This is a genomic window from Falsiroseomonas ponticola (genome assembly GCF_016805305.1).
GTDB lineage: Bacteria > Pseudomonadota > Alphaproteobacteria > Acetobacterales > Acetobacteraceae > Falsiroseomonas > Falsiroseomonas ponticola.
The window spans coordinates 193,219-217,722 of sequence record NZ_JAERQN010000010.1; the positions used below are offsets into that span (position 1 = coordinate 193,219).

The window sequence follows — 24,504 nt, forward strand, 5'->3', positions numbered from 1 at the left end:
CCGCAAGGAGCCCTCCCCATGGCGCCCACCCGCCGGCACCTGCTCTCCGCCGCCGCCCTTCTGCTGGCGGCGCCCGCCGTCGCGCAGGGCAATGCCCGGCTGGTCCGCCACGCGCAGGGGGAGACGGCGGTGCCGGCCGACCCGCAGCGCATCGCGGTGTTCGACATCGCGGCGCTGGACATCCTGGATGCCCTCGGCGTGGAGCGCATCCTGGGGGTGGCCGGCACCACCTTCCCGCCCTTCCTCTCCCGCTATGCGGAGGCGCGCTATGCCCGGCTCGGCACGCTGTTCGAGCCGAACTACGAGGCGGTGAATGCCGCGCGGCCGGACCTCATCGTCATCGGCGGGCGGTCGGCGGCGAAATACGGGGATCTGTCGCGCATCGCGCCCACCATCGTGCTGCATGGCGGCACCGGCGGCACCATCGACCGGGTGGAGCAGAATGCGCTGATGCTGGCGGGCATCGCGGGGAAGGAAGCCGCGGCGCGCGCGGCCGTCGCGGCGCTGCGGGATGCGGTGGCCGCCGCGCGGGCCCGCGCGGCGGGGCAGGGCAAGGCGCTGGTGGTGCTGACGACGGGCACGCGGATGAGCGCCTATGGCCCCGGCTCCCGCTTCGGCCTGGTGCATGACGAACTCGGCGTGGCCGCGGCGGTGCCGGACCTGGCCGTCTCCTCCCACGGCCAGGCGGTGGGCTCGGAGTTCATCCTGGCCGCCAATCCGGACCGGCTTTTCGTCGTGGATCGCGATGCCGCCATCGGCCGCGCCGGCGCCGCGCGGCGGCTGCTGGACAATCCGCTGGTGCGGCAGACCGCGGCCTGGCGGCAGGGGCGGGTGTACTACCTCGACCCAGTCACCTGGTATGTCGCGCCGGGCGGGCTGCAGGGCACGACCCTGATGGTGCGGGAGGTCGCGGCCGCGCTCGGCGCCTGAGCGTGGGGGCGCGGCTGATCTTCGCCGTCCTGCTGCTGGTGATGCTGGCGGGGGCGAGCCTGTTCGTCAGCGTCGGCGCGGTGACGCCGGCTCGGCTGCTGGCGGAGGGGCCGGAGGGCCCCGCGATGCAGCTGCTGCTGGTCAGCCGCCTGCCGCGCACCATCGCGGTGCTGCTGGCGGGCATGGCGATCGGCGTGGCGGGGCTGCTGATGCAGCTGCTGGCGCGCAACCGCTTCGTGGAGCCCTCCACCGCCGGCACGGCAGAATCCGCCAGCCTCGGCCTGCTGGCGGTGATGGTGCTGGCGCCGGAGGCACCGATTTTCATGAAGATGCTGGTGGCCGCGGGCTTCGCGCTGGCGGGCACGGCGCTGTTCCTGGCCATCCTGCGGCAGGTGCCGCTGCGATCCGTGCTGATGGTGCCGCTGCTGGGCCTGATGCTGGGCGGCGTGATCGAGGCCGTGACCACCTTCCTCGCCTATCGGATGGACCTGCTGCAATCCGTGAATGCCTGGACGGCCGGCGACTTCTCCGGCGTGCTGGAAGGGCGCTACGAGCTGCTCTGGGTCGCCTTCGCGCTGACGGTGCTGGCCTGGTTCGCGGCGGACCGCTTCACCGTGGCGGGGATGGGGGAGGATGTGGCGACCAGCCTCGGGCTCGATCATCGCCGCGTGCTGGCGATGGGGCTGTTCATCGTCGCCATGGTGACGGCGACGGTGGTGGTGACGGTGGGCATGGTGCCCTTCTTCGGCCTGGTCATCCCGAACCTGGTGGCGATGGCGATGGGCGACCATGCGCGGCGCGCCATTCCCTGGATCGCGGTGCTGGGTGGCATGCTGCTGCTGGCCTGCGACATGCTGGGACGGGTGATCCGCTTCCCCTACGAGATCCCCGTCGGCACCATCGTGGGCGTGGTGGGGGCGGCGCTGTTCCTGGCGCTGCTGTTCCGCCGCCAGGCGCGGCTGGCGTGACGGCGGCGCGCGATCCGCGGCTGGTGCTGGCGATGCTGGGCGTGCTCGCGCTGGCCAGCGCGGCGCTGTTCATGACCTGGGGCGTGAATGGCGCCTGGGGCTTCGCGCTGCCCTTCCGCGCCGCCAAGCTGGCGACGATGCTGCTGGTGGCGCATGCCGTCGCCGTTTCCACCGTGCTGTTCCAGACCGCGACGGGCAACCGCATCCTGACCCCCGCGGTGATGGGCTTCGACCAGCTCTATGTGCTGGTGCAGACCGTGCTGGTCTTCGCCCTCGGCGCCAGCGCCTTCGCGGGCCTGGATCGCCGGCTGCTCTTCGCCGGGGAGGTCGCGGCGATGATCGCCTTCTCCTTCCTGCTTTACGCCGCGCTGTTCGGGGGCGCGCGGCGCAGCCTGCACCTGCTGGTGCTGGGTGGCGTGGTGCTGGGCGTGCTGTTCCGCAGCCTCGCCGGCTTCCTCCAGCGCGTCATCGATCCCAATGAATTCGCCTTCCTGCAGGACCGCTTCTTCGCCAGCTTCAACAGCCCGCATCACGGGCTGCTGGCCATCGCCGCGCTGATGGCGCTGGCGGCCAGCCTGCTGGGCTGGCGGGCGCTGCGGCGATGGGATGTGCTGGCGCTGGGGCGGGAGGTGTCCATCACCCTCGGCCTGGATCACCGGCGGGAAGTCACGCGCATCCTGGTGATGGTGGCGATGCTCGTCTCCGTCTCCACCGCGCTGGTCGGGCCGGTGACCTTCCTCGGCCTGCTGGTCGCGAACCTGGCGCATGCCGTCATGCCGTCCTTCCGCCATGCGCATCTGCTGCCGGCGGCCTTCCTGCTGGCCGTCATCTGCCTGGCGGGCGGGCAGGCCGTGCTGGAACACGGCTTCGGCTTCGACACCAGCCTGCGCGTCATCATCGATTTCCTGGGCGGCATCCTGTTCATCGCCCTGCTGGTCCGGGGGAAGGTGCGATGATCGAGGCCATCGGCGTCAGCAAGCGCTACGGCGAAACCGTCGTGGTGGATGGTGTCACGCTGCGCCTGCCGAAGGGCGGCGTCACCGCCATCATCGGGCCGAATGGCGCGGGCAAGTCGAGCCTGCTGTCCATGATCGCGCGGCTGCTGCCGATCTCGGCGGGGCAGGTGCGGGTGGATGGGCTGGACGTCACGCGCACGCCCGGCGCCGTGCTGGCGAAGCGCCTGTCCATCCTTCGGCAGGACAACCATCTGCCGGCGCGGCTGACGGTCAGGGACCTGGTCGCCTTCGGGCGCTACCCGCATTCCGGCGGACGCCCGACGCGGGAGGATGCGGCGCATGTGGAGCGCGCGCTGCGCTACCTCGCGCTGGAGGAGCTGGCGGAGCGATTCCTGGATGAGCTCTCGGGCGGCCAGCGGCAGCGCGCCTTCGTCGCCATGGTGCTGGCGCAGGACACGGACTACGTCCTGCTGGACGAGCCGCTGAACAGCCTCGACATGCAGCATGCCGTGGCGATGATGCGGCTCGTGCGTCGCGCGGCGGAGGAGCTGGGCAAGACGGTGGTGCTGGTGCTGCACGACCTCAACTTCGCCTCCTGCCATGCGGACCACATCGTGGCGATGCGCGACGGCCGGGTGCTGATGCAGGGCAGCCCGGCCGTGATCATGACGCCGGAGGCGATCGCCGCGATCTATGACGTCGAGGCGACGGTGCATGAGATCGGCGGCAGGCTGATCGCCGCCTATTTCGCGTAGCTATCCCCGGACAGGCGGGGCGGCGACCACGCCCGCGCGTTCCAGCGCGGCGGCGACGCGGAACAGCACATCCTCCCGCCACGGCGCGGCGATGAGCTGCACGCCGATGGGCAATCCGCCCGGCGTTCCCGCCGCGCTGGGATCGGCCAGCGGCACCGCCAGCACGGGCAGGCCGATGCAGGAGATGGGCTGGGTGAAGACGCCGAGATTGGGGCGGATCGGCACGAGTTCGCCATCCAGCTCGATATTCGCCTGGCCGATCGGCGTCGCGGAGAAGGGTGTCGCGGGGGCGATCAGGATGTCCGTCTCCGCGAAGAGCTTCAGGACGGAGGCGCGGTAATCCGCGCGCAGCCGCTGCGCCTGCGTCACCCAATGCGCGGGCAGCATGGCGCCGGCCAGGAAGCGGTCGCGCGTGCCGGGATCGAAATCCTGCGCCCGCGTCCGAAGGTCCGGCATGTGGAGGTTGCCGCCCTCCGCCATGGTGATGAGGAAGGCGGCCGCGCGGCCGCGCGCGGCATCCGGCACCACCATCCGCCGCGTGGCGCCCAGCACGCGGGCGATCGCCTCCACCGCCGCGAAGGCTTCCGGGTGGCCGTTGCGGGCGAAATGGCCATCGGCGACGGCGAAGCGCAGGCCCTCGATCCCCGCGGAAAGGCGCGGCGTGACGGGTTCCAGCGGCTGGCGGGTCTGGGCGGGATCATCCGGATCGAAGCCCTGCAGCACGTCATAGGCCAGGGCGAGGTCCGTGACATCGCCGGCGAAGGGGCCGAGATGGTCGAGCGAGGCGACGAAAGGGTAGCTGCCCGCGCGGGACAGGCGGCCATAGGTCGGCTTCAGCCCGAAGATGCCGCAGAGGGAGGAGGGGACGCGGATCGATCCGTTGGTGTCGCTGCCGAGCGTGACCGGCACCAGCCCCGCCGCGACGGCGGCCGCGGAACCGCCGGAGGAGCCGCCGGCGATGCGCGTCAGGTCATGCGGGTTGCGGCAGGGCCCGTCATGCGCGTTCTCCGTCGTGAAGCCATAGGCGTATTCATCCATGTTCAGCGCGCCGGTGCAGACCGCGCCGGCGGCGGCCATCCGGCGCACCAGGAAGCCATCGCGCGCGGCGGGCTTCGCGGTCCGTTCGATCTTCGAACCGGCCAGCGTCGCGATGCCCTCGAGGTCGAAGAGGTTCTTGACGGCATAGGGCACGCCGGCCAGCGGGCCGGGGTCGCGGCCCTGCGCGACGGCCTGGTCCACGGCCAGCGCCTCCGCCCGCGCGCGGGCGGCGGTGACCTCGGTGAAGGAATTGTAGCGGCCGTCGCGCGCGGCGATGTCGGCCAGGGCGGCTTCGGTGACGTCGATGGCGCGGCGCTGGCCGCGGCGCACGGCCTGCGCGATGGCGGCGGCCTTCACGGGCGATACACCGGCGCGGGCTCCTGGTGCACCGTCAGCGCCTTGCCCTCCACCAGCGCGGCCATGCGCGCGGCGAGGCGGAGATTGGCGATGACGCCGGGGCGATGCGCGGGGTCCACGGGCAGGGCCAGTGCCGCCGCGGCGGCGTTCAGCAGGGCCTCGGCCTGGTCTTCCGTCATGGCGCATCCTCCGCAAGGTGGCAGGCGGCTTCGCGGCCGCCGGCGAAGCGGCGCAGCGCGGGCATTTCGGTGCCGCAGCGATCATGCCCCACCGGGCAGCGCCCATGGAAGCGGCACGCATGGGGGTCGGGGTCGATCGGGCTGCGCGGATCGCCCGCCAGGCGCAGCGCGCCATCCCGCACGCCATCGAGCCGCGGCACGGCCGCGACCAGCCCGCGCGTGTAGGGATGCAGCGGAGCCTCGAAGACCTGCGCGGCCGGGCCGGTTTCCACGATGCGGCCGAGATACATGACGATGACGCGGTCGCAGAGCAGGCGCACCACGTTCAGGTCGTGGCTGACGAAGACGTAGGACATGCCCAGCGTCTCCCGCAACGTGACCAGCAGCTGCAGGATGGTGACCTGGACGGAGACGTCGAGCGCGGCCGTCGGCTCGTCCAGCACCAGCAGGTCGGGGCGCGTGGCGATGGCGCGGGCGATGCCGACGCGGGCGCGCTGGCCGCCGGAAAGCTGGTGCGGGAAGCGGTCCAGCAATTCGACCGGCAGGCCGCAGAGCGTCGCCGCTTCCTCGACCTTCGCCTTGAGCTCGGCGCCGGTGATGCCCTTCAGCGTGCGCAACGCATCGGCAATGGCGTCGGCGGCGGTGAAGCGGGGGTTGATGCTCTCCCCCGCATCCTGGAAGACGATCTGGATGCGCGCGCGGTCCGCATCCCGCGCGAAGCGCCTGGCGGGCAGGTCCGCCAGCTCTCGCGCCCCGAAGCGGATGGAGCCGCTGGTCGGGTCCGTCAGGCGCGTCAGCAGGCGGACGAGCGTCGATTTCCCGCAGCCGGATTCGCCGACCAGGCCCAGCGTTTCCCCGCGCGCGAGGGTGAAGGAGACGTCGTCCACCGCATGGACGAGCGAGGGCCGGCCGCCGCCGAGCCAGCCCTTCCGGCGCAGCGGGAAGCGCTTGGTGAGTTCCGCCACGTCGAGCAGCGTCGTGCCCTCCGGGCCCGGCGGCGTGGGGTCGTTGCCGATCATGCGGGGTTCCCGCAGGCGATGCGGTGCGCGGGCGCGACATCCCGCCAGACCAGCGCGGCGTCGCAGGCCGGCAGGCGGCGGTCGCAGCGGGCGGCGAAGCGGCAGGGCGGCAGGTCGTCCCGCCGGAGGTCGGGCAGGTTGCCGGGGATGGAGCGCAGCGCGGAAAGGCTGCCCGCCGCGGTCGGCGTCGCGGCCAGCAGGCGGCGCGTATAGGGGTGGCGCGGGTTGGCCAGCAGCGTGGCGGTGGGCGCATCCTCCACGATATGGCCGGCATGCATCACCGCGATGCGCGCGCTGCGCTCCGCGGCCAGCGCCAGGTCATGCGTGATGAGGATGGTGGCCATCCCCGTCTCGGCGGCCAGCCTGGCGACGATATCCATCACCACGGCCTGGGTCGTGACGTCGAGGCCCGTGGTGGGTTCGTCCGCGATCAGCAAAGCGGGGCGCGTCGCGACGGCGACGGCGATCATCACGCGCTGGCACATGCCGCCCGAGAGTTCGAAGGGATAGGCGGAGGCGCGGCGGGCGGGGTCGGGGATGCCGACCTGGCGCAGCATGTCGATGGCGCCGGCCATCGCGTCGCGCTTCGACAGGCCGGCATGGCGGCGCAGCACATCGGCGATCTGCTGGCCGATGGGGCGGATCGGGTTCAGCGCGGCGCGCGGGTTCTGGAAGATCATCGCCGCGCGGCGGCCCCTGATCTTCGCGAGGTCGGACGGCGAGGCGGCGGTGAGGTCCACACCCTCCAACACCGCGCGGCCCCTGGTGATCCGCCCCGCCGCGTCCAGCAGGCCGAGGAGCGCATAGGCGGTGACGGATTTGCCGGAGCCGGATTCGCCGACCAGGGCCATCGTCTCCCCGCGCCCCACGCTGAAGGCGACGCGGTCCAGCGCGCGGACGATGCCCGAGCGCGTGCGGAATTCGACGGAGAAGTCGGAGACGTCGAGGACGGCGCTCATGTCCTCCTCCTGGGGTCCACGATGTCCCGCACGCCATCGCCCAGCAGGTTGAAGCAGAACACCGCGGTCATCAGCGTGGCCCCTGGGAAGAGTGCGACCCACCATTCGCCGGAGACGATGAAGGCCGCGCCTTCCGCCACCATGATCCCCCATTCCGGCGTCGGCGCCCGCACGCCGAGGCCGATGAAGGAGAGGCCCGCGGCGTTGAGGATGGCGTAGCCCATGGTGAGCGACATCTGCACCACCATGATCGGCATGATGTTCGGCCCGACCTGGCGCAGCAGCACGCCCATGTCCCGGTGTCCTGCGATGCGCGCGGCGTCCACGAAGCCCGCTTCCCGCCGCTGCACCGTCTCCGCCCGCGCGACGCGGACATAGAGGGGAAAATTGATGATGGCGGTGGCCAGGACGATGTTCGGCACGGTGTTGCCCAGCGCCGCGACGATGGCCATGGCGAGCACGAAGAGCGGAAAGGCCATGATGGTGTCGGCGATGCGCCCCACCAGCATGTCCACCCATCCCCCGAAGAAGCCGGAGGCGAGGCCCGCGAAGCCACCCATGGCGAAGACGAGTGCGACGGAAGCGGCGGCGATGCCGAGGTCGAGCCGCGCCGCCACCAGCACGCGGGAGAAGATGTCCCGCCCGATCTGGTCCGTGCCGAACCAGTGCAGCGCGGAGGGGGGCTGCAGCGCGCGCATGGTGTTGCTCGCCAGCGGGTCATAGGGGGCGAGCGACGGGCCGAGGATGGCGGCGCCGACGAAGAAGGCGAAGAGCAGCAGCGCCAGGCCCGTGACGGGATTCTCGCTGACGACATGCTTCGCGTGGCGAAGGGTCGAGCTGCTCATGAATGCCGCGCCCGCGGGTCCAGCGCCCGGTTCACCAGGTCGATGGTCAGGTTCAGCACGACGTAGAGGATCGCCATGGTCAGGACGAAGCCCTGCACCGGCGCGCCGTCGCTCGCGATCAGCGCCTCCACCGCGTAGCTGCCGATGCCGGGCCAGGCGAAGACCTTCTCGACCAGCACATTGGCGCCGAGGAGGAAGGAGAAGACCATGCCGAGCGTCGTCACCACCGGCAGCAGCGCGTTGCGCAGCGCGTAGGTCAGGATGATGGTGCGCGACGAAAGACCCGAAGCGCGGGCCGTCCGGATGAACTCCGCCCCCAGCACCGCGAGCATCGAGGCGCGGGTGATGCGCGCGATCGGTGCCAACGCGAAGAGGCCCAGCGTGCAGGCCGGCAGGATGATCTGCGCGGCGGCGCTCTGCCAGGTCTCCCAGTCCCGCGCCATGGCGGCGTCGATCAGGTAGAAGCCCGTGACGAAGGCGGGTGCGGAGGCGAAGGCATCCAGCCGCCCGACCGGCGCCGGCGCCCAGCCGAGCAGGTAGTAGAAGACATAGACCAGCAGCAGCCCCGTGAAGAAGACGGGCAGCGAGACGCCGGCCGTGACGATGACGCGGCAGAGATGGTCCGCCAGTGACCCCTGCTTCACCGCCGCCAGCACGCCGAGCGGGATGGCGATGCCCATGGCGATCAGCAGCCCGACCAAGGTCAGCTCCGCCGAGGCCGGCAGCCGGTTGACCAGGTCCACCAGCACGGGCTGCCCCGTGGTCAGCGACATGCCGAGATCGCCGCGGGCGAGCGCCTGGATGTAGCTCCAGAACTGCTCAGGCAGCGGGCGGTCGAGCCCGAGCGCCGCGCGGATCTGCGCGATGGATTCCGCGCTCGCCGTCGGCCCGGCGAAATAGGTCGCGGTATCGCCGGGCAGCACGCGCGTCAGCACGAAGGTGACGACGATGACGGCGATAAGGGCCGGGAGCGACCCCGCCAGCCGCCACAGGATGCCTCTCATATCCATGCTCGCGGATCGAAGCCGATCCGCGCCTCAAGCGCCGGCGCTTCGCTTGGCTCGCCGCACTGGCGGCGGGCCGCATTCGCGGCCTCGGCCGGCGTCGCCGGCCGCAGGTTGCGCGTGATGACTTCCCTCATCCCTTGGTCAGGTAGCGGAAGTCGGGCTCCCGGCACGGCCAGAACTGGTAGCCGCCGATGGTCCGCTGCATCGCCACATCGTGGAAGGGCTGGGCGATGGGGATGAAGGGCACGTCGTGCATGCCGAGCTCCAGGAAGCCGCGGACATTCTGCGCATAGACCGCGGGGTCCTGCGTGAAGCGCGCGGCATCGATCAGCCGGTCCATCGCCGGGTTCTGGTAGCTCGGGATGTTGAAGATCGAGTTGTTGCCGTGATAGTTCCAGAAGAAGAAGTAGTCCGGCCAGTCCAGCCAGCCGCCGAAGCGGTTGATCGCCATGGGCGCGGTCTTCTTGTTTAGCTCGCCACGGAAGTTCGCGCCGGGGATCTTGTTCAGCTCCACCGTGATGCCGAGCGGCGCCAGCGCCTCCTTCACCAGCACGGCCATCGGTTCCGCGATGGTGCCCGATCCCGCATCGAACAGCAGGGAGGTGGTGAAGGGCCCGATGCCGGCTTCGGCCATCAGCGCGCGGGCGCGGGCGATGTTGGCGCTGTAGGGGAAGGGCACCGGCCAGGTGAGGCGCGCGGGCGTGGAAGGCCCGCCATACATCGGCACGCCGCGCCCGAAGAGGGAGGCCTGCATGATCTGCTCATAGGGCAGGGCCCAGGCCACGGCCTGGCGCAGCTTCACGTTGTTGAAGGGCGGGTTCGCGCTGTTCAGCGCGACATACCAGATGGCGTTCGGCACCGGCACGGCGGAGACGCGGATGCGGCTGCCCGCGGCGAGGTCGGCGAAATCCTTGGGCGGCAGGCCGTAGCTGATATCCGCGTCGCCCCGCTCCAGCAGCGCGCGGCGGGTGGAGGGGGAGGGGATGTCGCGCGCGATGACGCGGCGGAGCCTCGGCAGCGGGCCGGACTTCCAGTCATCGTTCCGGACATAGATGGTCTCGGTGCCCGGCCGCCAGGCCTCCACCTTGAAGGCGCCGCCGCCGGCGATGTTGTTCTTCAGGTATTCCTTCGCCCAGGGGTCGCCGCCGCTGTTGCGGATGGCGAGTTCGCTGTCGAAGACGAAGGGGATGGTGACCGCCAGGTTCGGCATGGTCAGCTTGTCCCGCCGCAGGAAGTCGATGCGGAAGGTCTTGTCGTCCACCGCGACGAACTGCTCCGGCTTCTCCAGGCTGCCGGCGTTCATCTGCGTGGTCGCGAAGCCGCCGATGGAGACGGCGCGGTCGAGCGACCACTTCACGTCGCGTGCCGTCACGGATCGTCCGCTGTGGAAGCGGGCATCGGCGCGCAGCTTGAAGGTCACGCTCATGCCGTCGCTGGCTTCCTGCCAGCTCTCGGCCAGCTCCGGCTCCAGCGCGTTGATGTCGAAGCTGGTGGTGATGTCGTCCACCCGCTGGCGCTTGAAGCTGACCAGGCGGTCGTAGCAGTTCAGCGCCACGCCGTTCACGGGCTGGGAGGAGCCGAGCCCCTGCATGTCCAGGCTGTTCGGCCCGTATTCCTGCACCAGCAGCAGGGTCTCGTTCCGCGTCGGCGCCTGGGCCTTCGCCTCCCGGATCGCGGGCGTGGCCACCGCGGCGGCCGCGGCCGGCAGGGCCTTGAGGAAGTCTCGGCGATCCATCGCAACTCTCCGATCCGGCATGTCTGCCATCGAAACGGAGCAAGGGTTACGCCACTGACAGGTTCAGGGCCCGGGGAACCAGCCGGCGATCGCCGCGCGCAGTGCGTGCGTCGCGCCGTCCCACCCCGGGGCGGCCGCGCCTTCCGCCGCCGCGGCCGCGGAAAGCCGCGCCAGGCGGCCCGGATCGGTGGCGAGGTCACGCAGCAGCGGCAGCACCGCCGCCTCCTCCGCCAGCAGGCCACCGCCGGCTTCCACCAGCCCCGCGGCCGGGCTGCCGGGCGGCAGCACGGGCACGCAGCCCAGAAGCTGGGCATCCCGCACGGCGAGTGCCGTCGCTTCCGCCGCTTCCGGCAGCAGCAGCAGGTCCGCCCCCGCCACCGCATCGGCCAGCGTCTCCGCCATGCCGACGCCGAGCGGGGCGAAGCGCCGGCGCAGCCGCGCATCCAGCGCTTCCCCCACCGCCAGCCAGTCGATCGGCAGGCCGGCCTGGCGCGTCGCCGCCACCAGGCGCAGCCGCGCCTCCCGCAGCGCGGGGCTGGCGGAGGGGCCGAGCAGCAGCGCCACGCGCAGCATCCCCGGCCGGCGGCTGCGCCGGGCGGTGATCAGGCGGTCCCGCTCCTCCGCGCCCACGGCCAGCGTCGCGGCGGGGGGCAGCAGGCAGAGCTTCGCCTCCGGCACCCCCGCGCCGCGCAGCCAGTCCACCAGCGCGGCGGAGGGTGCCAGCAGCAGGTCGTGCACATGCTCGAAGGCCAAGGCGAGGTAGGGCTGGCCGGTGCCGCGGCCGAGCGCGGAGCGTTCCAGCGCATGCAGGTGGCCCACCACCTTCACGCCCTGCCGGCGCAGGTCGCCCAGCACGGCGGAAAGCGCGGGCACATGGCTGCAGACCAGCACGTCCAGCTCCGTCAGCAGGCCGAGCAGCGCGGGTTCCGCCCCCTCCAGATCCCCGGCGAGGGCGATGCGCTGGCCGAGGAAGTCGTGCGGGCCTTCCGCCGGCAGCGCGCGGCCGAGGAAGGAGACGCTGTCGAAGGCGTCCCGCAGCCCGTCGCCGAGCGCGACGGCGGTGGCGCCCAGCACGAAGAGATGCGTGGCGAAGCCTTCCCGCTTCAGCGCCGCGGCCAGCGCGGCGGCGACGCGGCCGACGCCATCGGCGATGCCGCCCGGCACGGCGAAGCCCACATGGCGGCGCTGGAAGCCGGCCCGCGCCCGGGGCATGACGTGGTCCGCGCCGATGGCGGCGGCCAGGTAGTCCGCATAGCTGCGGATGGCGGGGGTGGCGCCGGCCTTGCGCCAGATCCAGCGGCGCCGCCGGGCCGGGTCATGGTCCTGCCGCAGCCGGGCGGCGGTGGCCACGGGGGTGGGCGCCTGGGCGCCGACCAGCAGCGCCTCCTCCGCGCAGGGGAAGCGCAGCACCAGGCGCGCCAGCTCCGCGCTGTCCGCATCCTCCGCCACCGCCTCCAGCCAGCCGCCGGGCGCTTCCGCGGCCAGCGCCTCCCGCAGCGCGGCCTGGCCGGCGGCGAAGCCGATGGGGGCGGAAGCCGGCGCGGCGGCGCCCAGTTCCAGCGCGATGGCGCGCGGGTCGGCCTCCAGGTGGATGGCGACGGCGCGATGCGCGGCGCAGAGCCGCTGCAGGTGCCAGAGCAGGTTGGCGAAGAGCCCGGCCTGCCGCAGCGCGGCCACGGCGGGTTCCGGCAGCCAGACGGCATAGGGCGGCGTGCCCAGCGTCTCCGGCTCCACCTCCTCCGCCGCGAAGGATTCCGCGTGCTGGTCCAGCGTCATGCGGCGGGGCGGCGCGGCCACGTCGCTGAACCACAGCACGTCGCCGGAGGCGGCGGTGAAGAGCGCGAAGCGCGGCGCTTCCTCATGCTCCCACGCCAGCAGGTTGCGCAGCGAGAAGAGGTCGCGATGCTTCTCCCGCATATAGGCCAGGATGCCGGCGCGCTGGCGGTTGCTGTCGCGCAGCATGGATTCGGCGCGCTGGCGGTATTCCAGGCCGAAGCTCGGGTGGCAGCGGCCGCGGAAGCCGCGCGCCAGCGCCTGCATCCAGAACTCCCAATCCTCGTAGCCCGCCTTCATCGTCTCGTCGAAGCGGATCCCGGCCTCGAAGACGCGGCGATGCACCAGGCTGCCGGCCTCGCAGATGTTGTCGAAGGTGACATGGGCGAGGCGCGAGTAGGGCGCCTGGTAGTTGCCCGACCATTCGATCCCGAACTTGTCGATGCTGGGATAGACCCAGTCCACGCCCGCCTGGCGCAGCAGGCCGAGGGCATTGGCCATGGCGGTCGGCGTCAGGCGGTTGTCGGCATCGAGGAAGTAGATCGCCTCCAGCCCCGGCCAGGCGCGCAGCGCGTAGTCGATGCCGAAGTTGCGGGCGGAGGAGAGGCCGCCATTGCGCTTGCGGAGGTAGGTGACGCGCTCCTCCGCCATGGCATAGGCGGCGGCGATGGTGCGCGTCTCCTCGAAGGGGCAGCCGTCATCGACGATGACGATGGCGACGGAAACGCCGCCCCGCTGCGCCAGCGCGGCATCCAGCGCTTCCGGCAGCAGGCCGGGATGCTTGAAGACCGGGACGATGATGGCGATGGCAGGCGGGGTCATGCCGTCCCTGTGCAGCGGCTGGACGGTGGCGCCTGGATGCGGCGAATGCAAGCGCCCTTCAGGCGGAGATGCGCAGCCCCGTGCAGGCGAGGGAGAGCACGCGGCTGTCCCCGGGCGGCTGGTGCGCGCGGCCGAAGGCGATGTCCAGCACCACTGCGCGGTCCCGCCGCCGCGCGGCCTGGGGCAGGGGGATCAGCGCGGTCAGCCCGGCCTCCCCCGCCCCGGCGGTGGTGGCGAAGTTGGCGCGGGTCGGCACGCCGTTCACGGAACAGCGGATGGCGCCTTCGGTCAGCCCGGGCGCGGTGGCGGCGATCAGCACCTCGATCCGCGTGGCGTGGCGGGAGACGTTGTCGAGCTTCAGCACCACCTCCGCCCCCAGCCAGCGCCAGGTGCGGTCCCCGCCGCCTTCCAGTGCGTGGAAGCCGGTGCCGCGGAAATCCCGCGCGGCGACGAAGCTCTCCGCGACCTCGGTCTCATCCGCCTCCGCGACCAGGGGCGCGAGGGTGGAGGGCAGGGGCGGCTGGTCCGGCGTCTTGCCGGCCTGCGCCGCGGCGACGGTGGCGCGCAGGCCGCCGAGCCGGGCGCGGGGCGGCGTGCCGACCGCCCCCGCCATGCGGCGCGTCAGCACGAAGAGGTCCCGCGCCGGCGCGCCTTCCGCCTGGAACAGGCGGAGCGGCGCCAGCCCGTCCTCATCGGCCATGACCCAGCCGGACCAGCCGATGGCGGGCGTCGGCTGGCCGGCCAGGCCGAGCGCCTCCGCCGCCGTGGCGGCGGTGGCGAGGGCGAATTCCACCGCCTCCTCCCCCCCGCCCAGGACGCGGCCGGTGGCCTGCGCCACCAGCGTGCCGGCGGGCAGGGCGCCGGCCATGCGGCCCAGGGTGAGGCCGGCGCGGGCGGGGTCGCAGGGCAGGCTGTCATCATCCAGCGCGCGGCGCAGGGCGGTGGCGCCGTCGCGCGACAGCTCGATCGCCTCCGGCAGGATGGGCACTTCCTCCCACCCCTGGCCGAGGTCGTCGGCCCCCTCCGCATGGTCGATGCCGGTGACGGGGGGCATCACGCCGGGCAGGCCGGTCCAGACGCGGAAGGCCAGGCTGCGGGGCGCCAGCGCCGCGCCATCCTCCCCGCTCACGCGGAAGGCGGGCAGGGGCTGGTTGCCGCCGAGGGAGAGGGCCAGCGTGCCCTCCGGCACCTCCACCGAAAGGCGGAGCGTGCGGGACAGGCCGGTCAGCGCGCGTTCCAGCCCCAGCACCTGCCAGCCGGCGGAAAGCCGCGCGGCGGGCAGCCGCCAGGCGGCGCGGTCCTGCCCATCCTCCAGGCTGGTCAGCCGCACCACCAGCACGGCATCGGGCGCGGCCGGCGCGGCTTCCAGGTGCAGCGCGATGGCGCTGACGCCCCGGCTGGCGATGGGCAGCAGCTGCGTCAGCGCGCCGAGATTGGCGCCGCGGCCGAGCCGGATGGCCGCATCCTCGTCCCCCGCCGGTTCCTCGGCGAAGACCTGGTCGAAATCCTGCCGGTTGTCGCGCGCGACATAGGCTTCGAGCTGCGCGAGGCGGCCCTGGTGGTCGTCATGCGCGGCGCGCAGCTGGCCGAGGCTGCGCAGCGAGCCCGCCAGCAGCGCCGCCTGCCGCCGCAGCACCGCGGTGGTGCCGGAGACGACGGCGGTGGCGAGGCCCATCGCATCCCCGGGCTGCATGCGCGTGACGGGGGGCACGGCATCGCCGCCCGCGGCCTGTTCGATGGCCAGGCGCAGCGCCGCCTCCCCCTCCTCCGTGAAGGCCAGCGCGGCGACGCAGAGCGGCGGCATGGCGGGCAGGGGGAAGCGGCCACCCTCGGCATGGACGACGAGCCCCGTCGCCGCGTCATGCTCGATGGCCAGGACCGGGACGGGCACGGCCAGCACGTCCCGCGCCAGGTTGAACTCGACGGCGGCGATCAGCAGCACCGGCTCCCGCATCGCGGCGACGAGGGAGGGCGGGAGCGCGGGCGGGCGCAGGGGGGCCGCGCCAGCCTCCGAGGAGGCGAGCAGGGCCTGGTCGCCTGTCCGCGGGTGCTGCGCGATCAACATGGGTTTCTGACAAACTCGTGACAGCCGGTGGCACGCTACGCACTATGTTTTATTGTGAAAAGTTTTTTTATTGAGACTAACCGAGGCCCGGCACGGGGTGGGCGTCGATGTCAATCCCATGACATGACCCGCCCCGGGGCCTTGGCAAGCCCCAGGGGCAGGACAGGGCTGGCAGGCACTTGTTAACCTGTTGTGAATGCTTGCCTTGCGATCCGCGGCCTCGTGCGCCGCCGGCCGATGACCCGGGCGGGCAGACCCGACCTCGCGACGAAGTGATCCACAAATCTTATTTTCGAGACGATTGATTCAGCGCCCGCGACTCTCCGGCGGCAGGAAGCCATCGGCGCCGAGTTGCACCGACAGGCCTTCCTGCCCGAAGGCCCCGGCGCTTTCCGCGACCATGGCGGCGTAGCGCTTGTATTCGGCCGCGCCGTTGTAGTGCTGGCCGCGGCTGATCTCCTCCAGGATCTTCCGGCGGAAGCCGGCATGGTATTTGAAGTGCGCGAAGACCGCGGGCTGGCGGGACAGGCGCACATTGGCGGCGCTGTGGATCCCCTCGCTGACGCGGATCCAGGGCTGGTAGCGGAACAGCGCCACCTTCTCCGCCACGAAGCCGTTCGGTTCGCTGTCCGGCAGCAGGCGGTGGCGCAGGGCGGAGACCTGCTGGCAGCGGTTGCTGTAGAAGCAGCTGGTCAGGCGGAAGGCGTGCACCGGTTCGCGGTCCAGCCAGGTCGCGGCCTCGAAGGGCGGGCGGGCGGCGAAATCCGCCTCCTCCAGCGGCCCGGCCGGGTACATGTCCACCATCCAGAGCGGCACGGCATTGGCGCGCTCGGCCTCCACCGCCGCGATCAGCTCCATCAGGCCGCGGTTGCGCCAGCCGGGGTAGATCAGGAATTCATCCGCATCCGCCACCACCGCCCAGCGGCTGACGAAATGATGCGCCAGCACCGTCTGCTGCCAGGTGACGCCGTAATGGGAGGTGCGGTACTCGCCCGCCGCGGAATAGACGACGACGTCGGGCTGGGCGAGCAGCCATTCGCGCGACCCGTCGTCGGAGGCATTGTCCACCGCGTAGAAGGCCCGCACGCCGATCGAGCGGTAATGGTCCAGCAGGTGCGGCAGCATCGTCATCTCGTTGCGCGCCGCCAGCACCACGCCGACCGGTTCCGCCTGCGCGCGGGCCAGCACCTCCCCGTCGCTCAGCAGTTCCAGCTGGTGGTGGGTGTGGTCCGTGCCGACGGAGGCGAAGCTCGGCCAGAGCTTCTTCGGGCTGAGGTCGAGCTGCCCGCGCAGCGCATGCGCGCGCGCCTGGTCGCGGTCGAGGTCGAGATGCGCCACCCGCGCGGGGCCCAGCGCGCTCGGGAAGAAGGTGTTCTCGTAGATGCCGATGGGATGCGCGGTGCCGAAGGTGCGGCGGCGCTGGTAGCTTTCGTAGTCGGTGTTGTCGGGGAAGATCTCCTCCATGGCCAGCAGGTCGCCGACCAGCTTGTCCTCCATGAAGGACCGGGCGACGAGGCGCTGGCCCTCCCGCCGCGCGGCGGCCGCGACCAGCCTGCCCATGGCGAAGCGGGAGAGGCAGTAGACGCCGCCGCCATCGCAGTAGCGCGACGGCTCCGGCGACCGGTCGATGCTGCGCGCCCGGTCGCTGCTGGACTTCAGGTGGTGCCAGGCGCGGTCCGTGCCGCCGATGGCGCGTTCCAGCACCCGGCCATGGTAGTGGTGCGCGCGGTAGTCCAGCGTGCCGAAGTAGTTCTCCGTGCTCAGGTAGCAATCGTCGTCGATCTTGATGAGGTATTGCGCATCGGTGTTGGCGTGCACCCATTCCACCATGCGCAGCGTCTTCTGCGGCAGGTCCTCGTAGCTGTCGGACACCGCCAGGCGCAGCACGTCCCCATCCAGCCGGTCGTCGCCATCGCCCACGATGACGATGCAGCGCGCGCCGATGGCGGCCAGGTCCTGCATCCAGGTCTCCCGGATCGCGGCGACGCGGCTGTCCAGGTACTTGTTGCAGGAATAGACGCAGACCAGCACGTCGCCCGCCAGCGCGGCGGGGTCGAAGGCGATGGCGGGGCGCGCCACCGGCGTCAGCGCCTCGTCATGCAGGTGGCGGAAGCGCAGGTGGATGGCGTCCTTCAGCGCCTGCAGCGCCGTCACCGCCTCCGCCATCTCCGGCAGGCGCTGGCCTTCCAGCACATGCAGCAGGCGCGATAGGCCGGCCAGCAGCGGCGCGGGCAGGTGCGGCGCGCCGCCTTCCTCCACCGCCCGCGTCATCGCCGCGGCGAAGCGGCGCACCAGCGCCCGGCCGATGGGCGCGGCGCCGGGGTGCTGCACCGCCGCCTGGCGCACGGCCATCAGGCTCAGCATGTCGGCGCCCACCTGCTGGTAGCGCGGATCGGCCAGCATGCCCGCCAGCTCCCGCGCCTCCGCCGCCGCCGGCGGCATCTCGGGCGCCGTCAGCAGGCGGCAGAGCGCGCGCTGCGCGTGGTCCGTCATGCCGCGGGGCTGGGGTCGCATTTCCCGCAGCAGGTCCCGCACCCCCTCCGCCGCGATGCCGAGGCCCGCGAGCCCGCCCGGCGCCGCCAGGCCCGGCATGGCGGCGATCCGCACCGCATCCCGCTGGTCGATGGTGACGAGGTCCGCCAGCAGCCGGCCGAGCGTGCCGGGGTTGGCGGTGCTGCCGGGGCGCAGCCCATGCGCCGCCAGCTCGCGCTGCCAGATGACGGCTTCCGGGTTGCCATGCCCGCGGAAGAACTGCAGCGCGGCGTGCAGGGTGCCGAGCCGCTGGTCCACCCGCGCGGGATCGCCGAGCGCCGCTTCCAGCTGCCGGAAGCGCCGGTGCGCGACGGCCAGCAGCGTGTCCGGCCCCGCTTCCCGCCGGGCCGGCCCGCCCTGCCAGCGCGACCAGAAGGCGGGGGACAGGCCGTAATGCCGCAGCGCCGCGCGCACCATGTCCTGCGCCAGGTAGTCCGGCATCAGGCGCCGCCGGTCCATCAGCAGGACCAGCGCCTCCACCAGGTGCCGGTCATGCAGGCGGGAGAACCATTCGCCCTTGAAGGCGTCGAGCAGCGCGAGGAAGGCGTAGCGGAACCGCTCCAGCTCCGCCTCCGCCAGCAGGCCTTCCGCCGCGCGGCCTTCCAGGTGGCGCAGGGCGAAGCCGATGCAGGCGGTGTTGATCCAGCCCTGCATGCTGCCCGCCAGCTTGTAGAGCGCATCGGTCGCGCGCCGCGCCTCCCCGGCCGCGGCCAGCAGCGCGATGACGGAGCTGAGCGCCCAGCCATCCGGCCGTTCCTCATGGTGGAACCAGGTGGCGAGCGGGACGGCGCGGCCGAGCAGGGGCAGTTCGTCGGTGACGCAGAGCGTCGGCACCAGGCCGAACCAGAAATGCTCCCGCGCCTCGCCCTCCAGCCGCTCCGCCGCCTCCACCAGCCTCGCATGGTAGAAGATGGGCTCGCCCTCGGCGGTCAGCCGGGCATTCACCGCGCGCAGCGCGCGCCAGACGGCGATGCGCTGGCTGTCCTCTGCCGTCGGGTCCGGGGCGGCCTGGCCCGGCGCGGCGGGGCCGGGCTGGGCCGGGGCCTGGCGGGCCAGGAAGGCGTCCAGCTTCATCCGGCGGACGAAATCGCGGTGGAAGCGCGCGGCTTCCGCCGGCAGGTCCGGCAGGAAGCGGCCGAAGGCCAGGTGTTCCGCCGCCAGCAGCGCGTTGCACTGCGCCGCCGGGCTGGCATCCCCGGCCTGCGCCGCGCGCAGCAGCGCATGCTGCGCCATGCCGCGGGTGAAGAGCAGGCGGCCCGGGTCGATCACCCGGCCATCCACCGTCACCTCCAGCGTCACGTCGCGCGCCACCGCGCCTTCCGTCCGGGCGGCGTCGGTCCAGATCGTGCCGGGCAGCTCGATCTCGAAGCCATGGCGGGCCTGGCTGCCGCCGCCGGCGCGCAGGCCGGGCAGGGGCTGTTCCGCCCAGACCACGCTCGCCACCTCCCGCGCCCGGCCGCCGACCATCAGGCCGAGCCGGGGCGTCCGCCCGGCGGGCGTGCCCACCACCTCGCCCCGCAGGACGAAGCCATCCACCTCCGTCACCGCGCTGCCCCAGGCGGGCGGCAGGCTGAGCGGCCGGCCATCCAGCGACAGCCGGGCCAGGCGCGCATGGCGGCCGAGCCGCCCGCGCAGCGCCTCCGGCAGCGGGGCCTCGAACCCCAGCCGCGCGCCGGGCCGGCCGAGCCGCGCCGCCAGCCCCGGCAGCTCCACCCAGCGCGGCGCGATGCGCACCGGCCCTTCGCCGATGTCGATCTCCAGCATCGCCTCCGGCGGCGCATCGGCGGCCCAGCCCATCACGGCGTCGCGCAGGATGCGGTCCACCGCGCCGCAGGGCGGCACGGGCCAGGGCGGCGGCGGGGCGGTGCGCGGGGCGGCGCGGGCGAAGCGCTGGTGCGGGCCGCGCACGGTCAGTTCCTCGCTGCCCAGCAGCTCGCTCGTCACCGCGCCCCAGGGCTGGTGGTTGACCGCGATGATGCAGCGCCCGGCGCCGATCTCCACATCCACCAGCAGGCGGTACCAGGAGGAGGGGAGGCGGCCCAGCACCGTCTCCGACCCCCATTCCCCGGCGGTGCAATGGTTGGTGACGATCCAGTTCTCCGCCGCGCGGTAGCGGAGGTGCAGCGGGATGTCGCCATTCGGCGCGACGAGGTCGAGCCAGACATCCTCGCCGCTCGCCGGCGGGACATCCATGCGCAGCACCTGCACCGCGCCGCCCCGCTGGCCGGAGGCGACGGTCTCCTCCACCGCCTCGGGCGCGGGGGGCGCGGCGGCGGCCGCTTCCGCCGCCGGCGCCCGCGCGCCGAAGGCCAGGCTGCCGCCGACCAGCTTGGCGCCGTCGCCCATCACCTGCAGCGTGGCGCCGCTGGCGCGGGCGCGGGCCAGCACCTCCGCCGGCACATCGATGGTGAAGGCGCTGCGGCGTTCCGGCGCATAGCCATCGCCGCCGCCATCGCGCGCGCGGGGCGCGCCGAGCAGCGAATCCCGCGGGAAGCGCGGCTCCGCCCCCAGCGCGACCTGCGCCTGCACCGGCACGCCATCCAGCAGCAGGTCGAGCCGCGGCGCGGCGCCGCGGGCGCGCACCCAGCCCGTGATCCGCCCCTCCGCGACGCCTTCGACCACGCCGGGCGGGTTCACCCAGCCCTCCGCCATGATGGGGGCGGCCGGGTCGCGGCTGAAATCGATCGTCACCCGGGTGGCGAGGCGCGCATGCGCTTCCGCCTGCGCCAGCGCATCCCGCGCCGCGGGGTCCAGCGGCACGACGAAGCCCGCGGGCAGGCCGGGGGCGGAGGGCGCGGGCATGGCCTGGGCGGTGAAGCGTTCCGCGCCGATGGTGATGGCGACCGGCCCGCCCTGCCAGCCCGGCGCCGCCACGAAGCCGCGCAGCGCCTCGGCGCCGATACCCTCCCCGGGCAGCCAGCCGGGGCGCGCGGCGGCCCCGGGCGCATCGGCGGCCCCGGCGAAGGGCGGGAAGGGCGGCGTGGCGAACCAGGCCATGCTGCTGCGGACGCTGACCTGCCGGCCTTCCGGCCACTGCACCGCGACGGTGGCCCGCACCTCGCCGGCGACGAGGAGGTGGATATGCGCGGGCGTGCAGATCACGACCAGCGGCAGCACCTCGGTGGCCGAGAGGTCCACGGGCACCGTGCGTTCCAGGCCCCAGGCGCCGTCCACGAGTTCGTTGACCACGATCTGCCGGCGGTCCGGGCGCACCGAGACGTGGAAGAGGATGTTCTTCTCGTCGAGGTCGAGGTTGAGGCTGTCCCAGGTACCGGTCCGCGGGTAGCAGACGCAGCGGTAGATCATCATCATCAACCCGCTACCCCGGCCCGGCCGCCACCGGCGAAACCCCGGCTCCTTGCCGCCATCGTCACCCCTCGGGAGGCTTCCCGCGCACCATCGGTGCACGGCGCCATGGGCCATGCCTTCTAGGGGCGGTTTGGCGGGGCGTAAAGACTATGTCACATTCTCGCGAGTTCGGTTCAACGAACGCGCCCTGGCATGGCAGGAGCGCCGGGATGGAACGCTACCGCATGCCGCGTGATGCTTCGCCGCCAGCCTGTCCCGGCGCGGCGCCGACCGGGGGACGATGACAAGGGTGGCCGAGCGGATGGAGGATGCGCTGACGGAGGCGTGGGCCCTGCTGCAGGCGGGCGACCGTGCCGCCGCGGCGGCGCGGCTGGCGCCTGTGCTGGGGCGCCCGCCGGAAGCCTGCCTGCCCGAGACCTGCCTGGACGATGCCGCGCCCCTGCTGGCGGTGGCGGAGGCGCTGCCCGCGGCATCCCGCTGGCAGGAGGCGAAGCTGGCCTATGCGCTGCTGGTGGAAGCCGGGCACCGGCGCCATGGCTGGCTGGTCGAGGCGATGGCGGAGCGCGCCATCCTGCAGGACGCCTTCATCGCGCGGTTCGAGGCGACGCCGGTGATGGAACGGCTCGGCGCCTTCCTGGGCGCGCGCATCGGGCGGGCGGTGGCGGGGCTGGCCACCACGCGGATGCGGCCGGGGCTGATCGGCATGGCGCTGTTCCGCCACGACATCACCTTCGCCGATGGCGGGCCCCCGCTTTCGGTCGTCGAGAAGGTGATGCGGACGGAGAAGCGCGACCTGCGCCGCGTGCGGGCGGAGCATCTCCTTTTCGCCCATGTCGAGGCGGAACGGCTGATGGCGCCGCGGCATTTCGGCACGCTGGAGGCCGAGCCCTTCGTCTCCATCTTCCAGGCCTTCTTCGACGGCGCGCCGCTGCCGATCGAGCGCTGGATGGCGACGCATGACGAGCTGCTCTACCGCTACTGGGCGCTGGTGCCGCCGGCGGGCCTGGCCAAGGCGCCGAGCCTGGTGCCGGTCTTTCTTGACCGGCTGAAGCAGCTGGCCGCCCGCAGCCTGCCATCGGGGGTGGAGCCGCATCTGCGCGCCTATTCGGTGGATGATGTCGCGCTGATCCTGACGCGCCGCTTCGACCAGATCGTCGCGGTGCTGCACGCCATGCCGCTCTTCGTGTTCCACGACGACATGCATTGCGGGAACATCCTGGTGGATGCCGAAGGCAGCATGACCATCATCGACTGGGACCACTGGGCGCTGGCGCCGATCGGCACGGGCTGGCGCTTCTACGTGACGGATGAATCGCTGCCCGAGCCGGAGGTGGACCGCATCGAATGGGCCCGCGCGCTGCCGCCGGAGGCGACGGGCCGCAACCTGATGCTGATGGCCTCGCTCTGGGGCTGGCACAAGGCGCTGCGGGACCACAAGCTGGAACTGGCCGCGCGGTGGCTGGAGAAGCTGGTGCGCCACGCCTGAACGCGTCGCCTGAACGTGTCGCCTGGGCGCCGGCGGGGGATGCAGCGCGCGAGGGCGTGACCACCCTGGCGTGTCGCCGCCGCAGTTATGGGTTGCGGTGGCGGGCGGAAGGGACCATAGTGTTCCCGTCAGCCTTGTTTGGTTCGGCCTGCTCTCCTTGCTCGTGATCGAGCGCCGAGCCCGGGTTTCGTTTCCCCTCAAAGCTCGATCCGGCGTGTGGCGTTCATGCGTCGGGACACAGACATGAAGGGGATATCCTCATGGCGACCGGTACCGTTAAGTGGTTCAACGCGACAAAGGGCTACGGCTTCATTCAGCCGGATGACGGCTCCAAGGACGTGTTCCTGCACATCTCCGACGTCCAGCGCTCCGGCCTGCAGGAGCCGCGCGAGGGCGACAAGCTCTCCTACGAGATCCAGCAGGGCCGCGAGGGCAAGACCTCCGCGACCAACCTGCGCGCGGCCTGAGGCCGGTTCCGGGGCGGGGCAACCCGCTTCGGATCCTGCTTCGAGCAGTGGCTTCGAGGCGGCGGGCGCGACGAGCGCCCGCCGTTTCGCTTTGCGGGATGCCGTGCATCCCGGGCTGAGCTTCGACGAAGGATCGTCTGGCGCGCGGACCGCCAGCCCTTCCGCCCCCGCCTGACCCGGGGCTGCGCGCTCCGCGAGGACAGCCCATGGCACGCCACAGCTTCGCGGTCGGCCAGACCATCGAATTCGTGCCGGGCCGCTATGATGGCTCCGCGCCCGCGGGCACCTACACCATCGTGCGGCAATTGCCGAACGACCAGGTGGACCGCGAATACCGCGTGAAGCATTCGCGCGACGGGCATGAACGCATCGTGCGCGAAAGCCAGATGCGTGGCCGCGCGAGCGGCCCCTTCGGCTGACGGCCGCGCCAGCGGCTCCTTGGGCTGAAGATCGCGCCAGCGGCCCCTTCGGCTGACCCTCGCGCGCTACCGCGATAGCTGGATCGGCAGCGCGGCCGCGATGGCGTGCCACGCTGTCTCCGCATCCCCCGCGAAGCGCAGCAGCGCCAGCTCGCCGGGCGCGATCATGCCCGCTTCCTCCAGCGCCTCCCACCGGATCAGGCCGCGCCAGTAGCCTTCATCCACCAGGATGATCGGCACGGGGCCGAGGCGTCCCGTCTGGCGCAGCGTCAGCAGCTCGAACAGCTCGTCCAGCGTGCCGAAGCCGCCGGGGAAGACCACCAGCGCCCGCGCCCGCATCGCCAGGTGCAGCTTGCGGATGGCGAAGTAGTGGAACTGGAAGGTCAGCGCCGGCGTGGTGTAGGGATTCGGCGCCTGTTCCTGCGGCAGGCGGATGTTGAAGCCGATGGCCGGCGCGCCGACGTCATGCGCGCCGCGACACGCCGCCTCCATGATCCCCGGGCCGCCGCCCGTCGCGATCACATGGTCCCGCACGCCCGCCACCGGCTGCAGCGCGCCGCCGCGTTCGCTGGCGATGCGGCCGAAGGCGCGGGCTTCCGCATACCAGCGCGGCTGGTCGCCCGGCCCATCCTCCCGCACCCTCGAGCCGCCGAAGACGACGATGGTGGATCGCACGCCCCAGGCGCGCAGCGCCTCATCCGCCTTGGCGCATTCCACCTGCAGCCGCACGCCGCGCATGGCGGGGCTCAGCAGGAATTCGCGGTCGAACAGCGCCAGGCGATAGGCGGCGTCCTGATTCGTCACGCCGCGCCGCGGCCGCCTGCCCATCGGTTGCCTCCCCCGTGATGCAGCGCCCATGATGCGCGCCAGCAAGCCGCCGGGA

The 24,504-nt window shown here is 72.6% G+C and carries 18 protein-coding genes; 7 read left to right on the plus strand and 11 right to left on the minus strand.

Annotated features, from left to right (window positions below; genetic code table 11):
• Positions 1-18: 18 nt before the first annotated feature.
• The 4 genes from JJI54_RS24790 to JJI54_RS24805 are packed head-to-tail and all read left to right on the plus strand — an operon-like array spanning position 19 to position 3,609.
• On the plus strand, positions 19-930 hold the full coding sequence (locus JJI54_RS24790) for a siderophore ABC transporter substrate-binding protein (RefSeq protein ID WP_203076093.1): 912 nt from the start codon (positions 19-21) through the stop codon (positions 928-930).
• A gap of 2 nt (positions 931-932) precedes the next feature.
• Positions 933-1,898 carry an ABC transporter permease gene (locus JJI54_RS24795; protein WP_318987574.1) on the plus strand — a complete coding sequence of 322 codons (966 nt, stop codon included), beginning with the start codon at positions 933-935 and terminating at the stop codon, positions 1,896-1,898.
• Positions 1,895-2,854 carry an iron chelate uptake ABC transporter family permease subunit gene (locus tag JJI54_RS24800; RefSeq protein ID WP_318987575.1) on the plus strand — a complete coding sequence of 320 codons (960 nt, stop codon included), beginning with the start codon at positions 1,895-1,897 and terminating at the stop codon, positions 2,852-2,854. Before JJI54_RS24795 ends, JJI54_RS24800 begins: the two co-directional genes overlap by 4 nt.
• Positions 2,851-3,609: an iron ABC transporter ATP-binding protein gene (locus JJI54_RS24805; RefSeq protein WP_203076094.1), complete on the plus strand. Its 759-nt coding sequence runs from the start codon at positions 2,851-2,853 to the stop codon at positions 3,607-3,609. Before JJI54_RS24800 ends, JJI54_RS24805 begins: the two co-directional genes overlap by 4 nt.
• Here JJI54_RS24805 and JJI54_RS24810 read toward each other — a convergent pair whose 3' ends face one another.
• The 10 genes from JJI54_RS24810 to JJI54_RS32850 form a co-directional block, all read right to left on the minus strand.
• Positions 3,610-5,004, minus strand: a complete 1,395-nt coding sequence (locus JJI54_RS24810; protein WP_318987576.1) for an AtzE family amidohydrolase — start codon at positions 5,002-5,004, stop codon at positions 3,610-3,612.
• Positions 5,001-5,183 carry a DUF4089 domain-containing protein gene (locus JJI54_RS32425; RefSeq protein WP_226382072.1) on the minus strand — a complete coding sequence of 61 codons (183 nt, stop codon included), beginning with the start codon at positions 5,181-5,183 and terminating at the stop codon, positions 5,001-5,003. The genes JJI54_RS24810 and JJI54_RS32425 overlap by 4 nt, the downstream gene beginning before the upstream one ends.
• A complete protein-coding gene (locus JJI54_RS24815) occupies positions 5,180-6,202 on the minus strand; it encodes an ABC transporter ATP-binding protein (RefSeq protein ID WP_203076096.1) in 1,023 nt (340 codons plus the stop codon). The genes JJI54_RS32425 and JJI54_RS24815 overlap by 4 nt, the downstream gene beginning before the upstream one ends.
• Positions 6,199-7,161: an ABC transporter ATP-binding protein gene (locus tag JJI54_RS24820; RefSeq protein ID WP_203076097.1), complete on the minus strand. Its 963-nt coding sequence runs from the start codon at positions 7,159-7,161 to the stop codon at positions 6,199-6,201. Before JJI54_RS24820 ends, JJI54_RS24815 begins: the two co-directional genes overlap by 4 nt.
• A complete protein-coding gene (locus JJI54_RS24825) occupies positions 7,158-8,006 on the minus strand; it encodes an ABC transporter permease (RefSeq protein ID WP_203076098.1) in 849 nt (282 codons plus the stop codon). Before JJI54_RS24825 ends, JJI54_RS24820 begins: the two co-directional genes overlap by 4 nt.
• Complete coding sequence (locus JJI54_RS24830) at positions 8,003-9,010, minus strand: ABC transporter permease (protein ID WP_203076099.1); 1,008 nt, start codon at positions 9,008-9,010, stop codon at positions 8,003-8,005. Before JJI54_RS24830 ends, JJI54_RS24825 begins: the two co-directional genes overlap by 4 nt.
• Before the next feature lie 133 nt (positions 9,011-9,143).
• On the minus strand, positions 9,144-10,748 hold the full coding sequence (locus tag JJI54_RS24835) for an ABC transporter substrate-binding protein (RefSeq protein WP_203076100.1): 1,605 nt from the start codon (positions 10,746-10,748) through the stop codon (positions 9,144-9,146).
• A 63-nt stretch (positions 10,749-10,811) separates the two neighbouring features.
• Positions 10,812-13,343 (minus strand): glycosyltransferase, encoded by a 2,532-nt coding sequence (locus JJI54_RS24840; protein WP_203076101.1) that lies wholly within the window; start codon positions 13,341-13,343, stop codon positions 10,812-10,814.
• A 58-nt stretch (positions 13,344-13,401) separates the two neighbouring features.
• Positions 13,402-15,408, minus strand: a complete 2,007-nt coding sequence (locus tag JJI54_RS24845; protein ID WP_203076102.1) for a DUF6212 domain-containing protein — start codon at positions 15,406-15,408, stop codon at positions 13,402-13,404.
• Between the two features lie 306 nt (positions 15,409-15,714).
• Complete coding sequence (locus JJI54_RS32850) at positions 15,715-21,252, minus strand: glycosyltransferase family 2 protein (RefSeq protein WP_203076103.1); 5,538 nt, start codon at positions 21,250-21,252, stop codon at positions 15,715-15,717.
• 286 nt (positions 21,253-21,538) lie between these two features.
• Between JJI54_RS32850 and JJI54_RS24855 the strand changes: the two genes are divergently transcribed.
• The 3 genes from JJI54_RS24855 (at position 21,539) to JJI54_RS24865 (ending at position 23,621) form a co-directional block, all read left to right on the plus strand.
• Entirely contained in the window at positions 21,539-22,735 is a 1,197-nt protein-coding gene (locus JJI54_RS24855; RefSeq protein WP_203076104.1) for a protein kinase family protein, read from the plus strand.
• A gap of 260 nt (positions 22,736-22,995) precedes the next feature.
• On the plus strand, positions 22,996-23,202 hold the full coding sequence (locus tag JJI54_RS24860; protein WP_092962228.1) for a cold-shock protein: 207 nt from the start codon (positions 22,996-22,998) through the stop codon (positions 23,200-23,202).
• A gap of 206 nt (positions 23,203-23,408) precedes the next feature.
• Positions 23,409-23,621, plus strand: a complete 213-nt coding sequence (locus tag JJI54_RS24865) for a hypothetical protein (protein ID WP_203076105.1) — start codon at positions 23,409-23,411, stop codon at positions 23,619-23,621.
• 66 nt (positions 23,622-23,687) lie between these two features.
• On the opposite strand, the gene JJI54_RS24870 is transcribed toward JJI54_RS24865, so the two are convergent.
• Positions 23,688-24,425: an LOG family protein gene (locus tag JJI54_RS24870; RefSeq protein ID WP_318987577.1), complete on the minus strand. Its 738-nt coding sequence runs from the start codon at positions 24,423-24,425 to the stop codon at positions 23,688-23,690.
• Positions 24,426-24,504: the final 79 nt, after the last annotated feature.

What these genes read in the sequence shown, in the direction of transcription:
- JJI54_RS24790 (WP_203076093.1), top strand. Translation starts at nt 19, where the DNA reads ATGGCGCCCACCCGCCGGCACCTGCTCTCCGCCGCCGCCCTTCTGCTG.
- JJI54_RS24865 (WP_203076105.1), top strand. Translation starts at nt 23,409, where the DNA reads ATGGCACGCCACAGCTTCGCGGTCGGCCAGACCATCGAATTCGTGCCG.
- JJI54_RS32850 (WP_203076103.1), bottom strand. Translation starts at nt 21,252, where the DNA reads ATGATGATGATCTACCGCTGCGTCTGCTACCCGCGGACCGGTACCTGG.
- JJI54_RS24830 (WP_203076099.1), bottom strand. Translation starts at nt 9,010, where the DNA reads ATGAGAGGCATCCTGTGGCGGCTGGCGGGGTCGCTCCCGGCCCTTATC.
- JJI54_RS24825 (WP_203076098.1), bottom strand. Translation starts at nt 8,006, where the DNA reads ATGAGCAGCTCGACCCTTCGCCACGCGAAGCATGTCGTCAGCGAGAAT.
- JJI54_RS24845 (WP_203076102.1), bottom strand. Translation starts at nt 15,408, where the DNA reads ATGTTGATCGCGCAGCACCCGCGGACAGGCGACCAGGCCCTGCTCGCC.
- JJI54_RS24805 (WP_203076094.1), top strand. Translation starts at nt 2,851, where the DNA reads ATGATCGAGGCCATCGGCGTCAGCAAGCGCTACGGCGAAACCGTCGTG.
- JJI54_RS24860 (WP_092962228.1), top strand. Translation starts at nt 22,996, where the DNA reads ATGGCGACCGGTACCGTTAAGTGGTTCAACGCGACAAAGGGCTACGGC.
- JJI54_RS24820 (WP_203076097.1), bottom strand. Translation starts at nt 7,161, where the DNA reads ATGAGCGCCGTCCTCGACGTCTCCGACTTCTCCGTCGAATTCCGCACG.
- JJI54_RS24815 (WP_203076096.1), bottom strand. Translation starts at nt 6,202, where the DNA reads ATGATCGGCAACGACCCCACGCCGCCGGGCCCGGAGGGCACGACGCTG.
- JJI54_RS24835 (WP_203076100.1), bottom strand. Translation starts at nt 10,748, where the DNA reads ATGGATCGCCGAGACTTCCTCAAGGCCCTGCCGGCCGCGGCCGCCGCG.
- JJI54_RS32425 (WP_226382072.1), bottom strand. Translation starts at nt 5,183, where the DNA reads ATGACGGAAGACCAGGCCGAGGCCCTGCTGAACGCCGCCGCGGCGGCA.
- JJI54_RS24840 (WP_203076101.1), bottom strand. Translation starts at nt 13,343, where the DNA reads ATGACCCCGCCTGCCATCGCCATCATCGTCCCGGTCTTCAAGCATCCC.